General features: G+C 39.0%; 14 protein-coding genes and 3 pseudogenes. 7 read left to right on the top strand and 10 right to left on the bottom strand.

Annotated features, from left to right (window positions below; genetic code table 11):
- Positions 1 to 89: 89 nt before the first annotated feature.
- Positions 90 to 1,475 carry an APC family permease gene (locus ABLB96_RS17195; protein ID WP_080961315.1) on the top strand — a complete coding sequence of 462 codons (1,386 nt, stop codon included), beginning with the start codon at positions 90 to 92 and terminating at the stop codon, positions 1,473 to 1,475.
- A gap of 37 nt (positions 1,476 to 1,512) precedes the next feature.
- On the opposite strand, the gene ABLB96_RS17200 is transcribed toward ABLB96_RS17195, so the two are convergent.
- The gene (locus tag ABLB96_RS17200) at positions 1,513 to 2,073 is read right to left on the bottom strand and encodes a flavodoxin family protein (protein ID WP_348898231.1); all 561 of its coding nucleotides are present in this window, start codon (positions 2,071 to 2,073) and stop codon (positions 1,513 to 1,515) included.
- Positions 2,074 to 2,188: 115 nt separating this feature from the next.
- Here ABLB96_RS17200 and ABLB96_RS17205 point away from each other — a divergent pair, with 115 nt between their 5' ends.
- Positions 2,189 to 2,569, top strand: a complete 381-nt coding sequence (locus tag ABLB96_RS17205; RefSeq protein ID WP_348898232.1) for a helix-turn-helix domain-containing protein — start codon at positions 2,189 to 2,191, stop codon at positions 2,567 to 2,569.
- Between the two features lie 63 nt (positions 2,570 to 2,632).
- Here the strand turns inward: ABLB96_RS17205 and ABLB96_RS17210 are convergent, their stop codons facing one another.
- The 9 genes and pseudogenes from ABLB96_RS17210 to rplU form a co-directional block, all read right to left on the bottom strand.
- A complete protein-coding gene (locus ABLB96_RS17210; RefSeq protein WP_087606826.1) occupies positions 2,633 to 3,106 on the bottom strand; it encodes a tRNA (cytidine(34)-2'-O)-methyltransferase in 474 nt (157 codons plus the stop codon).
- A gap of 74 nt (positions 3,107 to 3,180) precedes the next feature.
- Positions 3,181 to 4,554 (bottom strand): siroheme synthase CysG, encoded by a 1,374-nt coding sequence (gene cysG / locus ABLB96_RS17215; protein WP_348898233.1) that lies wholly within the window; start codon positions 4,552 to 4,554, stop codon positions 3,181 to 3,183.
- Between the two features lie 67 nt (positions 4,555 to 4,621).
- Positions 4,622 to 5,893: a serine--tRNA ligase gene (gene serS / locus ABLB96_RS17220; RefSeq protein ID WP_348898234.1), complete on the bottom strand. Its 1,272-nt coding sequence runs from the start codon at positions 5,891 to 5,893 to the stop codon at positions 4,622 to 4,624.
- Positions 5,894 to 6,011: 118 nt separating this feature from the next.
- Positions 6,012 to 6,302 (bottom strand): annotated as a pseudogene (locus tag ABLB96_RS17225) (RsiV family protein); the annotation flags it as partial.
- Between the two features lie 18 nt (positions 6,303 to 6,320).
- Positions 6,321 to 7,411, bottom strand: a protein-coding gene (locus ABLB96_RS17230) for an IS4-like element ISAba1 family transposase (RefSeq protein WP_085947913.1) whose coding sequence is annotated in 2 segments (ribosomal slippage) — positions 6,321 to 6,871 and positions 6,871 to 7,411 — 1,092 coding nt in all. Because the reading frame shifts where the segments join, the coding sequence is not laid out codon by codon here.
- 68 nt (positions 7,412 to 7,479) lie between these two features.
- Positions 7,480 to 7,989 (bottom strand): annotated as a pseudogene (locus ABLB96_RS17235) (DUF3298 domain-containing protein); the annotation flags it as partial.
- Between the two features lie 131 nt (positions 7,990 to 8,120).
- The gene (lolA, locus tag ABLB96_RS17240; protein WP_348897875.1) at positions 8,121 to 8,816 is read right to left on the bottom strand and encodes an outer membrane lipoprotein chaperone LolA; all 696 of its coding nucleotides are present in this window, start codon (positions 8,814 to 8,816) and stop codon (positions 8,121 to 8,123) included.
- Between the two features lie 239 nt (positions 8,817 to 9,055).
- The gene (gene rpmA, locus ABLB96_RS17245) at positions 9,056 to 9,313 is read right to left on the bottom strand and encodes a 50S ribosomal protein L27 (protein WP_004705871.1); all 258 of its coding nucleotides are present in this window, start codon (positions 9,311 to 9,313) and stop codon (positions 9,056 to 9,058) included.
- Positions 9,314 to 9,331: 18 nt separating this feature from the next.
- Positions 9,332 to 9,643 carry a 50S ribosomal protein L21 gene (rplU, locus tag ABLB96_RS17250; protein WP_000271409.1) on the bottom strand — a complete coding sequence of 104 codons (312 nt, stop codon included), beginning with the start codon at positions 9,641 to 9,643 and terminating at the stop codon, positions 9,332 to 9,334.
- A gap of 96 nt (positions 9,644 to 9,739) precedes the next feature.
- Here rplU and ABLB96_RS17255 point away from each other — a divergent pair.
- From ABLB96_RS17255 to adeI, 5 genes and pseudogenes are all read left to right on the top strand, one after another.
- Positions 9,740 to 10,005: pseudogene (locus ABLB96_RS17255) on the top strand (hypothetical protein).
- An 82-nt stretch (positions 10,006 to 10,087) separates the two neighbouring features.
- Positions 10,088 to 11,065, top strand: coding sequence for an All-trans-nonaprenyl-diphosphate synthase (sdsA, locus tag ABLB96_RS17260; RefSeq protein WP_348897876.1), 978 nt, complete (start codon positions 10,088 to 10,090; stop codon positions 11,063 to 11,065).
- Positions 11,066 to 11,079: 14 nt separating this feature from the next.
- On the top strand, positions 11,080 to 13,140 hold the full coding sequence (locus ABLB96_RS17265) for a site-specific recombinase (protein ID WP_348897909.1): 2,061 nt from the start codon (positions 11,080 to 11,082) through the stop codon (positions 13,138 to 13,140).
- Between the two features lie 185 nt (positions 13,141 to 13,325).
- The gene (locus ABLB96_RS17270; RefSeq protein ID WP_348897877.1) at positions 13,326 to 13,952 is read left to right on the top strand and encodes a phosphatase PAP2 family protein; all 627 of its coding nucleotides are present in this window, start codon (positions 13,326 to 13,328) and stop codon (positions 13,950 to 13,952) included.
- Between the two features lie 24 nt (positions 13,953 to 13,976).
- Positions 13,977 to 15,227, top strand: coding sequence for a multidrug efflux RND transporter periplasmic adaptor subunit AdeI (gene adeI, locus ABLB96_RS17275; RefSeq protein WP_348897878.1), 1,251 nt, complete (start codon positions 13,977 to 13,979; stop codon positions 15,225 to 15,227).
- Positions 15,228 to 15,231: the final 4 nt, after the last annotated feature.

Consider the following 15,231-nt stretch of genomic DNA (forward strand, 5'->3'; position numbering starts at 1 on the left):
ACTTTATCTTTTAGTAGGGGGGATCGTTCGTCTCAAACGATCCTTAACACCAAGCTGATCCTTGATCAACGATTATGAGGATAACGCCGTTGACAAACTTATCTGGGACTAAACCAACAGCTAAACTTCAAAAGAATCTTGTGCTTTGGCACATCATTATTATTGGTTTAGCTTATATTCAGCCATTAACTTTATTTGATACTTTTGGTTTAGTATCAGAACGAAGTGGTGGTCATGTACCTACTTCTTATATTTTTGCGTTAGTTGCAATTTTATTGACGTCGATCAGTTACGGACACATGATCAAACGCTATCCTTCTTCAGGGTCAGCATATACCTATGCCCAAAAATCGATTCACCCTAATGTTGGTTTTATGGTGGGTTGGTCATCTTGGCTAGATTATCTACTTTCACCACTCGTCAATATTATTTTGGCCGATATTTATTTAAGAGCTTTGTTTCCGGAAGTAAATAACTGGCTATGGGTAATTGGCTTAACTGCATTAATGACTGTTATTAACTTATTCGGTGCACGTTTTGTTGCCCGCTTTAACAGTACAATTGTAGTGATCCAGCTTGGCGTTATTTTTTACTTTGTTTATCAAGTGTATACCCTGCTTACTCAAGGCGTATATGCTGATGGTACGCTTAACCCGGATAAAGCCGAATTATGGTCTCTCACTCCTTTTTGGAATGACATGACTTCTATTAGTGCTTTGATTGGTGGTGCAACGGTACTCTGCTTTTCTTTTACAGGTTTTGATGCTTTATCTTCACTTGCCGAAGAAACAAAAGATGCAGAAAGAACGCTTCCAAAAGCGATTTTTTCAACTGCATTACTTGCCGGTGTAATTTTTATTATAAGTACTTACTTTATCCAGTTGTATTTCCCAAGTAACCCAACAACTTACTTTAAGCCATTAGATGAATCACAACCTGTCATGGTTGCAGCAATTGGTAGTATCGCATTTAAAACATTAGTTTTATATTTTGCTGTGGTTGCGGTAATGGCATCAGGTATTTCAGCACATGCTGGCGTATCTCGTTTAATGTATGTAATGGGACGTGATGGTGTTATCAACAAAAAGTTGTTTGGTCATATCAGTCCAAGACTACACACCCCAACCTATAATATTCTTATTGTTGGTGTAGTTGCGTTATCTGCTGGCTTTTTAGACCTTGAACATATCGTCAACTTGATTAGTTTCGGGGCTTTAACTGCTTTTAGTTTTGTAAACTTCTCTGTAATTTCGCGCTATGCGCTTAGAGATGGTAAAAACAAATCTATTAAAGATATTATTAATTACATTATTGTACCAACGCTTGGCTTTGCCAGTGTGTTCTTAATGTGGTTAGAAATTGACAAGCTTGCTTTACAAATTGGCTTAGCTTGGGCAGTGGTGGGTGTAGGTTATCTTGCTTACAAAACCAAAGGCTTTAAATACAATGCTCCTCAACATAACGAGCATGAATAATAAAAAAGGCGCTTAAAGCGCCTTTTTTATGGACTTATTATCCAAATATTTTATTTACAATACCTTGTACGCGTTTTGCATAAAGTTTTGCTGTTTCCAAATCCCCTGTTGGAATCTCATCTACACTTGCATCAGATGGTGACTGAACAAGTAAGCCTACTGAACCACCTAAGTTATTTATATCTTCACGTGTTGCACTTTTTGTATTTGATGGTGGCAATCCAAGACTCACCCAAATACCACCGTGCTGTGATGCTAAAGTTTGTAATTGAATCAGAGTAACTTGTTTATCACCATTTAGACTTGCACTGTTGGTAAAGCCTGCAAATACTTTATCTTCCCAACCACGTGTGAACCAAACTTTTGAAGTTGCATCAGCAAATTTTTTAAATTGCCATGGTGCTGTACCCATATAAGTCGGCGCACCAAAAACAATACCTTTAGCATTGTTTAATGTTGCCCAATCTTGTTCAGTGATATTACCTTCCTGATCAATCTGGATGAGTTGAGCATTAATTTCATTAGCAAAAGTTTCAGCAACTACTTTTGTGTGGCCGTAACCAGAGAAATATACAACCGCAATATTAGAATTAGACATGGGAGAAACCTGTGTTTTATTAAATTCCATTTTATGATATATTTTAGAAACTAGGTGTCAATTAGTTACCATCTGGTAACTAGTATATTTTTTTAAAAATAAGTAGGTAGATGCTATGAATGAATGTCTAAAATACAATGTTTTTCAACAACATTGCCCTGCTCGCTTATTTTTTGAAAAAATTGCAGATAAGTGGATTTTGCTCATATTAAATATTCTTGAGGAAGAAACTCAGCACTTCAATTTGCTCAAAAAGAATATTCAAGGTATTTCCCCTAAAGTGTTGTCACAAAAGTTAAAAATGTTAGAAAGAGACGGTTTTATCGAACGTAAAATCCAAGACACTTCACCCATTCGCGTTGACTACTCACTTACACCATTAGGCCAAAATGTCGCTGCTATGGCTTATCAATTAAAAGAATGGGCTGAAACTAATATTGAACAAGTTTTAGCAGCACAGATTATCTATGACGAAAAAACACTAGAACATGCTTAAATAAACTTAGACAAAAAAATAAGGCCATTACTGGCCCTATTTTTTATTTAAAGAGTTAACAAATTAACCTAAATTTTTAAAGCCTTGCTGACGCCATGCTTCATACACAATGACTGCAGTTGCATTAGACAAGTTTAAACTTCTAGAGTTTTCAGCCATTGGTAAACGAATCCACTGCTCTTGAGGGAACATGAGACGGACATGCTCAGGCAAACCACGCGTTTCAGGTCCCATTAACAATGCAACAGGTCTGTTTAAATCAACTGTATGAGGCGTAGCTGAACCTTTAGTCGTCAGTGGAAAAACATGCTCAACACCTTTTGCTTTTAAATCTGCAAGGCATGCTTCAATGTTGTCCCAAATCTGCATTCTTGCCCATTCATGATAATCAAGCCCTGCACGTTTAAGCTTTTTATCATCTAGCTCAAAACCTAAAGGCTTAACTAAATGCAATTGAGCGCCTGTATTCGCACATAAACGAATAATATTACCCGTGTTAGCAGGAATCTCCGGCTCGTATAGAACAACATGAATCACTTAATTACTCACTTAAATTACTTGTTGGTTAGCTCAGGCAATCATTAACTTAATCGAAGATAATTACTAACCGACTAATTCCACTGTAACTGTTCACGCAAACGTACAACCTCACCAATAATCGTGAGAGTCGGTGCATGAATTTGATGTTCTGTCACTTTAGATGCAATATCAGCAAGTGACCCCACCACAACTTTTTGCTCAGGTGTTGTACCTTTTGAAATCAATGCAACTGGCATATCTGGGCGCTGACCATGTGCGATCAATTGCTCACAAAGACGTTCTAAGCCTACTAAGCCCATATAAAGAACTAAAGTCTGGTTCTCATATATCAGCTCATTCCAAGGTAGCTCTGGAGAACCTTCTTTTAAATGGCCAGTTAAAAAGCGTACGCTCTGGGCATAATCACGATGAGTAAGCGGAATACCAGCGTAAGCTGAACAGCCTGAAGCTGCGGTAATACCTGGAACCACTTGAAATGGCACCCCAGCTTGAAATAATTCTTGAATCTCTTCGCCACCACGCCCAAAAATAAACGGATCACCACCCTTTAAACGACAAACACGCTTTCCTTGTTGAGCATATTCAACGAGTAAAGCATTAATGCCATCTTGAGGAACAGAGTGATTTGAGCGAGCTTTACCGACATATATTTTTGTCGCATCTCGGCGGCATAACTCTAAAATCGGTTGAGATACTAAACGATCATAAATAACTACATCTGCTTGCTGCATTAAACGTAAAGCTTTCAAGGTAAGTAGTTCAGGGTCTCCAGGACCAGCTCCCACTAAATAAACTTCACCTTTAGGTGCTTTCCATGCCTCTAATGCTTGTGCAAGCATACTGTTGGCAACATCGAGATTGTCATTAAAAACTTGCTCTTTTAAGGGGCTTGCATACAAGTTTTCCCAAAAAATACGACGCTCATCTGGATTAGGAATTTTTGCTTTAACCTGATTTCGCCATTTCCCTGAAAAATCGGCAAGCCGTCCCATTCCATGTGGAATAGATGTCTCTAACTGTGTACGGATTTGACGAGATAAGACAGGAGATGTCCCATTTGAAGCAACAGAAATAACTAATGGAGAACGGTCTATAATTGCAGGGACCATAAAGCGGCAATGTGGAATATCATCAACGCTATTTACAAGTAAATTACGTGCTTCACAGTGTTCAAAAACTGATTTGTTCACCCCTGCATCATTGGTTGCAGCAATGACGAGTCGATAAGCTGTATTTAAACATTTCTCAGAGAAAGCATCTGCAAAATACTGGCCGTTTGTTGTGGTAACTAATTGCAGAAGTTGGTCTTCAATTGCGGGGGCAACAATATCAATTATTGCCCCTGCTTTAGCTAATAAAGTTGCCTTGCGTAAAGCAATATGCCCTCCGCCCACAATCAGACAACGTTGCTGTTGCAACTTTAAAGAGATTGGAAAAATATCCACCTTAAACCTCTACATCAATCATCTGATTATGTTTAAGCAAAAAACGTGCACAATTTAGATGCAAAGTTTAGTCAATAAACGTTGCACCGCCCATGTACGGGCGTAACACTTCTGGAATCTCGATTGAACCATCTTCGCGCTGGTAATTTTCCATAACTGCAAGCAAAGTACGACCTACTGCAAGACCTGAACCGTTTAGTGTATGCACCAATTCGGTCTTCTTCTGATCCACACGGAAGCGTGCTTTCATACGACGTGCTTGGAAATCACCCATATTAGAGCAGCTTGAAATCTCACGATATGTATTTTGGCTTGGAACCCAAACTTCTAAATCATAAGTTTTCGTTGCACCGAAGCCCATATCACCACCACAGAGCAAAATTTTGCGGTATGGCAAACCAAGTGCTTGCAAAATACCTTCTGCATGGGCAGTGAGTTCTTCAAGTGCTTGCATAGAAGTTTCAGGTTTAACAATCTGCACCATTTCAACTTTATCAAACTGGTGCTGACGAATTAAACCGCGCGTATCACGACCATAAGAACCTGCTTCACTACGGAAACATGGTGTATGAGCCGAATATTTTAGTGGCAAACGATCTGCGTCAATGATTTCATCACGAACAAAGTTGGTTACAGGAACTTCTGCTGTAGGGATGAGGTAGTACTCTTTTTCGCCTTGAAGTTTAAATAAGTCTTCTTCAAATTTTGGTAATTGTCCTGTCCCACGAAGTGAGTCAGCATTAACCAAATACGGCACATAAGCTTCTGTATAGCCATTCTTTAATGTATGGGTATCAAGCATGAACTGAGTTAAAGCACGTTGTAGACGAGCTAAAGGCCCCTTTAACACGCTAAAACGTGAACCGGTTAGTTTAGTCGCAGTTTCGAACTCTAGTCCGCCCATCCACTCGCCTAAATCAGTATGATCTTTGATTTCAAAATCAAACTGACGAGGTGTACCCCATTTTGAGATTTCAACATTATCATTCTCATCCTTACCAGCTGGAACAGATTCGTCTGGTAAGTTAGGAATGCTAAGCGCTTTTTGCTCAATCTCATTTTGTAGTTCTGATAAAGCAACTTCAGCTGCTTTAATTTCATCACCAATGGCTTGCATACGAGCCATGATTTCGGAAGCATCACCACCGGATTTTTTAATCTGACCCACTTGTTTAGCACCGGCATTTCGCTCTGCCTGTAACTTTTCAGTTTTTGATTGCAAGTCTTTACGGCGGGTTTCTAAAGACGCCCATTCTTGAACATCTAGCTGAACACCACGTTTTGCCAAAGCTGCATTAACGACTTCAATATTATTTCTGAGTAACTTAGGGTCGATCATAATTAATCATAATATGGGTAAAAAACTGGCTATAGTGTAAGCCCTTAACACTAAAAAATATAGTGATCATCTTCATATCGAATAGCTTTCACACAATTCTGAGAAGAGACCACATATTTTACATGTTGTAGCTTGGCACACTTGGTAAATACTCAGGTTTAATGAACTTAGCCGCCTCAGAATATGGCAATGTTAATTCAGTCATCCCTTCGGCATAAGACGCGAGTTCATAAACCGGATATACAAAAACGATCCCATTTGCACCATAGTAGAAATTATCACTTAATTGTAATTTTTCTCGGCTGATATTGTGCTCTTGAAGCCAATTCGTATTTGCCTCAAAAAGTGCATCAACAAGTTGTTTTTCAACATCTGGCTGAATAAGTTCAGCAACAGTAATATGTTTTTTCTCTGTACACGACAAATTTCACAGAACCCTTATCCTATCAGGATTCTGCCTTCTTAAAATTGCCAAAATTTCCTTAAACTCTTCTTTTTTCCCAAAACCAATTAAACGCTGAATCGCCATTTGAACATAGTCTAAACCATAGCGAAATAAACTCATTGAGAGTCGTCCATGCTTCTTTATTTTTATCGCTTTTTTTTGATCATGTTGCCATTCACCCGTTAAGTAACACCAACAGAAGCTTATAGCTAACACCGCAATCAATTTTTTCACTCGTCTAGGGTCTGTCAAGCGCGTATTTTCAAGATTAAACCCGCGTCCTTTGAGACAACTGAATAAGGTTTCAATTTCCCAGCGTAATGCATAATCCTGAATAGCATTGGCATTAAACTGAGGAGAAACGACGAGTAAAAGCTCTCCATTTTCTAACTGTAGTGCACTTATATATAGTTTCACCCGACCAACCAAAATCCGTCGTTTACGACATTCAATTTGACCAACTTTAAGATGGCGAAATAAATCACTAATTTTATGATTCTTTCCTAAATGATTGGTGACAATGAAGTTTTTTTAACACGAATGCAGAAGTTGATGTCTTGTTCAATTAACCATGTAAACCACTGCTCACCGATAAACTCTCTGTCTGCGAACACATTCACAATACGGTCTTTACCAAAAATGGCTATAAAGCGTTGAATCAAAGCAATGCGCTCTTTCGTATCTGAATTTCCACGTTTATTAAGCAATGTCCAAAGGATAGGTATCGCTATTCCACGATAAACGATTGCGAGCATCAGGATATTAATATTTCGTTTTCCCCATTTCCAATTGGTTCTATCTAAAGTCAGTTGCACTTGGTCGAATGAAAACATATTGAAAATCAACTGAGAAATTTGACGATAATCAAAATACTGACCTGCAAAGAAGCGCTGCATACGTCGATAAAATGATTGTGGTAAGCACTTGATGGGCAAGGCTTTAGATGCAGAAGAAAGATTACATGTTTGCTTTAAAATAATCACAAGCATGATGAGCGCAAAGCACTTTAAATGTGACTTGTTCCATTTTAGAGATTTGTTTAAGATAAGATATAACTCATTGAGATGTGTCATAGTATTCGTCGTTAGAAAACAATTATTATGACATTATTTCAATGAGTTATCTATTTTTGTCGTGTACAGAGATGTTTTTTATTTAATAAATCGAAATTTACAAATTCTTGATGAGACATACCATGCGCTGCACCAGCGGAATATGAATATGTCTGTAATGCAAAAGTTGCAAGATTATAATTTTGTCCTAAGTATCGAACATAAATCGCACTCTGACTTGAGCGTGGCTCTCCTTCAGGCACCTCTACAGGTTTGTCAGCCAAGTTTGCAAAAGCATTCGGGTCTGCTTTCTTTATACGATTGGTAAAATAATCATTAATCCATTTTTGATTGGTCTGTACCGTTTGAAAATCATATTCAGTACAGCCATCTTCAAGACAGACTTTAGACTTCGGTAGTTTTACTGGAATTACTTTCGCTTGAATCACAGGAACTTCAGCTTGTTTTTGCTCTTTAACAGAAGCGCTAGATGCGGGCTGCTCATCTTTAGCCGCAGATTTTGGCTGACACCCACTCACCACTACCATGGCAGCTAACATAGGAACAATGAAAATAGTTTTTTTATCGTAAAGTTGCATAGTAATCCCCGTAAATTCGCTGCTACCACTATACAAAGCGTAAGGTTAAGTCGGGGTTAAAAAATGTATCTAGGCTTGATATATAAAAAGAAAGCCATCTTTAAAGATGGCTTTCTAGAGAGCAACAACAATTATTGGTCAATAATATCTGTGCCTTTTGGCGGTGTAAAATTGAAAGTCGAAGCTGGAATTGAAGCATTCACTTTTACGTTATTAAATTTCACATAAGTGGTTTGACCCAAAGAATCTTGCAACACCATCAGTGTCGGCGCTTTGTTTGCACCAAAGCTGATCGTTAAGCTTTGGAAAGCCCCATCTTCTTTTTTCGGGAATAAAGTGAAATATAACTTAGATTTATCAGGCTGAGTTACTCGGTAAGACTTCATGATTTGACTAGTATTACCAGAGAGTAATAAAGCTGGGGTGTCGGCTACTTGCGAATCTAAGCTTTGACGTACAGCTTGTTGTAAATCTGGGTCATAAATCCAGACCGTTTTACCGCTGGTCACAATAGTTTGTTTCGAAGGACTTACAGTTTCCCAATAAAATTTCCCCGGACGTTCAACTTTCATTGAACCCTTAAATGTCTGGTTCATATGCTGGGCGCTTAAGCCTTTTTTCTGTGCTACAGTTTTTGTATTTGCTTTCGTGGTTTGTTCAAAATCGGCGGTCAAACGCTGTAATCCTGATAACTGATTTACCAGGTTCCCAATTGCCTGTTGCTCCGGTGCTGCTACTGGTGCAGCAAACGCTGTAGTACTCATTACAGGAGCAAGCACTGACGCGCTGAGTGTAATAGCACACATAGTTTTACGAAGCATATTCATGTCATCACCTTTTTAGTTGCTGTAAGATAACTTGTTGAACTTTAATTTAAGCAAGTTGAACAAGCTCTTCATTCAAGACTCATATTAACCGACAAACTCAGTGCTAATCATTGAGAAAATAAGATATTTTGTTATGTTATTCATATTGTTTGTAGAATTTCATTCATCATGATGAAGACCATGTGGATAAAATTCCATAAAAAAAGCCCACAAATGTGGGCTTTTTCTTAAGCTAAAACTTAAACAGCTTCAACTTTTACGTAGCGACGGCCAAATTGACCTTTCACTTCGAATTTTACTACGCCGTCAGCAGTAGCAAATAAAGTATGGTCACGGCCCATACCAACATTTGCACCAGCGTGGAATTCAGTACCACGTTGACGAACGATGATGTTACCAGCAGTTACAGTTTGACCACCGTAAACTTTAACACCTAACATTTTTGGGTTTGAATCACGACCGTTCTTCGTCGATCCACCGGCTTTTTTAGTTGCCATGTCTCTTACTCCTCGTGATTAGCCTGAAATACCAGTAATTTTCAACTCAGTGAACCATTGACGGTGACCTTGTTGCTTACGGTAGTGTTTACGACGACGCATTTTGATAATGCGAATTTTGTCGTGACGACCATGACCAATCACTTCTGCAGTTACTTTAGCGCCAGCTACAACTGGAGCACCGATTTGAATGTTGTCACCGTTTACAACCATTAATACATCATCAAATGTAATAGTTGCGCCAGATTCAGCCTTCAATAATTCAACTTTAAGGGTTTCACCCTCAACTACACGGTGCTGTTTACCACCGCTTTGGATTACTGCGTACATAATGTACTCCAATCAGCCCGTGTCGTCGTGTCGATAAAGGGATATATCGATCTTAAAACGAACGCCACTGGGGTTATACAAGGCGACAGATTTTAAGTGAAATTTGATCAAACGACAAGTGCTTTATCTTTATCTACACAACTTGAGGTCATTATTCTTACACAATAAAAAGCAGCTTCAATTCGAATTTAGTACTTTTCATTGATTCTGAATGGAATTTAAAATACAGTTCCTAACACAACTTGCAACAAGAACAAGCTGTATTCATGTTGACGTTATTCAAATTTATTGTTTTGTCGGAAACTTCTAGTTTTGCCGAAATAAAGAACAAAGAACTCTTCATGACCATACAAATGATTTAGATCAGCTGCTTGTTTCCCTGTTTAATGCACTTTTAATTGATACACTAACGCCACTTATCACCAATACGGGGTTTTTCTTCATATGGTCATCGATTTTAAGCAAGACATTCTCGCTCCTGTTGCTACAGACTTTGCTGCGATGGATCACTTGATTAATGAAGGAATTAGCTCAAAAGTCGGCTTGGTCATGTCGGTTAGTAAACATGTTGTTGAAGCTGGCGGCAAACGTATGCGCCCAATCATGTGTTTACTGGCAGCACGTGCTTGCGGTCTCGACAATATGCAAAATGCACAGCGTCTGGCTGCCATCATTGAAATGCTTCATACAGCAACTTTAGTACATGACGATGTTGTGGATGAATCTGGACTTCGCCGTGGACGCCCTACAGCAAATGCAACTTGGAACAATCAAACTGCCGTACTCGTAGGCGACTTCCTTATTGCTCGTGCTTTTGACCTATTGGTCGACTTAAACAACATGACCTTATTAAAAGACTTCTCAACAGGCACATGTGAAATTGCAGAAGGCGAAGTGTTACAGCTTCAATCTCAGCATCAACCAGATACAACCGAAGAAACATATTTAAAAATTATTCATGGTAAAACTTCTCGCCTATTTGAACTCGCAACTGAAGGTGCTGCCATATTGGCTGGACAAGAAGCTTACCGTGAACCTTTGAGATTATTTGCAGGTCATTTCGGAAATGCATTCCAAATTATTGACGATATTTTAGACTACACTTCAGATGCTGAAACATTAGGTAAAAATATTGGTGATGATTTAATGGAAGGTAAACCGACTTTACCGTTAATTTCAGCATTAGCACATTCAACTGGTGAAGAGCACGCCATTATTCGTCGTAGTATTGCGACTGGTGGTGTTGATCAATTATCCGAAGTCATTGAAATTGTACAAAAGTCTGGTGCTTTAGATTATTGCCAGCGCCGTGCCCAAGAAGAAACAGAAGCAGCACTGCAAGCCTTGTCAATTTTGCCTGATACACCGTATCGTCAGGCATTGATTAATTTAACTCGACTTGCATTACATCGAATACAGTAGATATTATTTTGCCTATGCATATAAATTTTTCAGATCATTTTTTAAAAATAGAGAAACAGCTTGAAAACCCTCAAGCTGTTATCGATGAAAATATCCTCATTGACTTAGTCAATGCTTTACGTCCATCTGATCCACACGATACTGATGAGATAGCACAAAAAATACAAGCGTTTATCGACAGCTTATTACTTACCCCTACAGCTCCTGCATTATTACAAACCTTTTTATTACGTTTAATTAATCAATATAAACAAGTGAGTTTATATGCAGATAGCGGCATTTTGTCTTTAGATGGTTTCTGGAATCAGCTTGGACAAAGGCTCGGTGGCCATTTTTTGCCACTCATTGAGGATGTAAGCCAACTCAAAATCTTGATTGGAAAAATTTTCTATTTGGAAAGTGATTCAGTCTGGTTAAATAATATTGATGATAAAGATTGGGCAACCCTCTTTGGACTGATTGGGCAAAGCAACAGTAATGTCGATGAAAAGCATGCAATTCAAGGAGAAATGATTAAGGCGATTACAGTCTTATCTTATCGTATTAGTGGTATTGGTCTTTATCCCGAATTTATTAATGCTCAACCTGAGTTAACTGAATATGAATCACCGTTTTTAGTACAAAACCGTGAAATTATTGAGTTTATAGAAAAATATAAAAAACAAGATATTTCTAGCCAAGACATTGCTGTTGTTCCACCTCCCGACGCATCTCAAGCATTTGTAATGTTAGAACAATGTCGAGATGTCGTTTTAAAAATACGGCGGGCAACAAAAAGAATCGGTGTTAGTTTAAGTTTGACCTATCTGTTGTCTTTACTTGAACAATGCTTAGATCGTATTGAGTTATTGCTTTATCTCGTCGTAGATGACAGCGAAGGACGCTACATTTCTTTAGGTAATTTAATTTCAGATTTAACTAAAGCACATTATAGTGAAAAGAGCGTTCGTTCGTTGCTCAGCACGACCAGTGAACTGATTGCCTTTCAAGTGACAGAAAATGCAAGCCGTACTGGTGAGCATTATGTAAGTACTGATACCAAAGGCTTTTGGGGCATGTATAAAGCCGCTGCTGGTGCAGGTGTGATTATTGCCTGTATGGCTTCTTTGAAAATACTTGCTGCGCGAATGACTATGGCTCCGCTGATGCAAGCCTTTACATTCAGTATGAACTATTCTCTCGGTTTTATTCTGATTCATGTATTGCACTTTACCGTTGCGACAAAACAGCCAGCAATGACAGCCGCTGCTCTTGCAGCCACTGTTCAGCAACGTAAAGGCTCTAAAACTGCACAAATTGCAGAGTTGGCAGCACTCATTATCAATATTATCCGAACGCAGTTTATTGCTATTTTAGGTAATATCTCAATTGCAATTCCTACTGCTGCGCTCATTACCTTTGCTTGGCAGTTTTATCTGGGTGAACCTTTACTCACCCATACCAAAGCAACATCCCTCTTACATAGCTTAAACCCATTCACATCGTTAGCAGTTCCTCATGCAGCAATTGCTGGGGTGTGTTTGTTCTTGTCGGGCCTTATTGCAGGCTACTTCGACAACATGGCTGTTTATAGAAAAGTAGGACCACGTTTAAAAGCACATCGACGTCTACGCAATTTATTCGGTCAAGAACGCCTAAATCGTTTTGCAGAATATATTGAACGTAATTTAGGTGCTCTCGCAGGTAACTTCCTATTTGGTGTAATGTTAGGAAGTATGGGAACCATTGGCTTTATTTTAGGTCTACCTTTAGATATCCGTCACATTGCCTTTGCATCAGCAAACTTTATCCAAGGTTTAATGACAATTAACGGCAGTCCAGATATCGGCTTGATTATAGTTTCTTTTTTAGGTGTGCTCTGTATTGGCCTCACCAACTTGTTCGTAAGTTTTACCTTAACCATTATTGTAGCGCTACGAGCACGTCGAGTTCGCTTTGAACAATGGAAACCTCTAGCAAAACTGGTCATGACCCATTTTCTTACACGACCAAGTGACTTCTTCTGGCCACCAAAGCAGCCTTTAGAATTAGAAGAAAATACATCAACAAGTGGCGGAAAAAAAACAGAGCACTAAATGTTCTGTTTTGTACACAAAACGTGAATTCCGTCAATTTTGTTGTGATTGTTTTTCCAAATGTTAAAAAAATTTCAAAATGAATTTACGATGATCTATCAGGCTTGAAAAAAAGTGTACTGGCAAGTACACTTTCAACGGCATTCAGTAGTGAAAAACTATATGAATAAGCAAAGGTGTGTAATATGCCCTATCTACTGCTTTGTATTGGTTGCGTTTTTTTAGGATTAGGTGTGCTTGGTCTTTTTGTACCAAGTCTTCAATCTTTGGACTTGCTCACCGTTCAAACATTGAGTCATCATCGTTTAAATTATCTTAATGCTATAACCACCTTTCTTGCACGCGTAGGCGGCATGCCATTTGTATGTTTTTTATCCTTTCTAGTATGTGTATATTTAGCATGGTATAAAAAATATATTACTGTTATTTTCATTAGCTTGGGAGTTATTGGCAGTATCACCATTGGTTGGCTGCTCAAATGGTGTGTTAACCGGCCTAGACCTCCTGAGGCATATCATATTGTTGAAAGTTATGGTGCATCGTTCCCAAGTGCACATAGTGTTTATGCATCAACACTGGCTTGTCTGGCAATGATTATGTTATGCCGTAAACACAACACTAACTCTCCTTATATTGTTTTGATCTCCTGTCTTTGGTTTGTGTGTATGGGGCTTTCAAGAATATATGCAGGAGTTCATTTCCCAACAGACGTACTCGCTGGTTGGGGCATTGGTTTTATTTGGATTGCACTGCTTTGGCTCTTGTTAAGACAAACACAAAGTAGGTTAAGTAGAAAACAAATATATTTTTAGATTTTATCTAAACGAGGTGGAACAATGATGTCGGCTAAGCTTTGGGCTCCTGCCCTTACTGCTTGCGCATTAGCAACAAGTATCGCACTTGTTGGTTGTAGCAAAGGCTCCAATGAGAAACAGCAAGCTGCTGCTGCTCAGAAAATGCCGCCTGCAGAAGTAGGTGTTATTGTTGCTCAACCACAAAGTGTTGAACAAAGCGTTGAGCTTTCAGGCCGCACTTCAGCATATCAAATTTCTGAAGTTCGTCCTCAAACAAGTGGCGTGATTTTAAAGCGCTTATTTGCTGAAGGAAGCTATGTTCGTGAAGGCCAAGCGCTATATGAGCTTGATTCTAGAACGAACCGTGCAACGTTAGAAAATGCAAAAGCATCTCTCCTACAACAACAGGCAAATCTGGCTTCACTACGTACCAAGTTAAACCGTTATAAACAACTTGTTTCTAGTAATGCTGTGTCTAAACAGGAATATGATGACTTACTTGGTCAAGTCAATGTTGCAGAAGCGCAAGTTGCTGCAGCGAAGGCTCAAGTAACAAATGCAAATGTAGATCTTGGTTATTCTACTATTCGCTCTCCAATTTCTGGACAATCTGGACGCTCTTCAGTGACGGCTGGTGCTTTGGTTACTGCTAACCAGGCTGACCCGTTGGTAACTATTCAGCAGCTAGATCCGATTTATGTTGATATTAACCAGTCAAGCACTGAGTTATTGCGTTTACGTCAGCAACTAAGTAAAGGCAGTTTAAACAACAGCAACAACACGAAAGTAAAATTAAAGCTTGAAGATGGGTCTACCTACCCGATCGAAGGCCAACTTGCTTTCTCTGATGCTTCTGTAAACCAAGATACAGGAACAGTGACATTACGTGCTGTATTCTCTAACCCGAATCATTTATTGCTTCCGGGTATGTATACAACTGCACAAATTGTTCAAGGTGTTGTTCCAAATGCTTATCTGATTCCACAAGCTGCCATTACACGTTTACCTACAGGTCAAGCTGTAGCTATGCTTGTTAATGCCAAAGGGGCTGTTGAGAGTCGTCCTATTGAAACCGCTGGTGTTCAAGGACAAAACTGGATTGTGACTAACGGTTTAAAAACCGGAGATAAAGTTATTGTTGATGGCGTTGCCAAAGTGAAAGAAGGCCAACAAGTATCAGCGAAACCTTATCAAGCTCAACCAGCAAACCCTCAAGGTGCAGCGCCAAATGCTGCAAAACCGGCTCAATCAGGTAAACCTCAAGCAGAACAGAAAGCAGCTTCAAATGCATAAGGGG

It is taken from the genome of Acinetobacter sp. XH1741 (assembly GCF_041021895.1).
In the GTDB taxonomy this organism is placed as follows: Bacteria; Pseudomonadota; Gammaproteobacteria; order Pseudomonadales; family Moraxellaceae; genus Acinetobacter.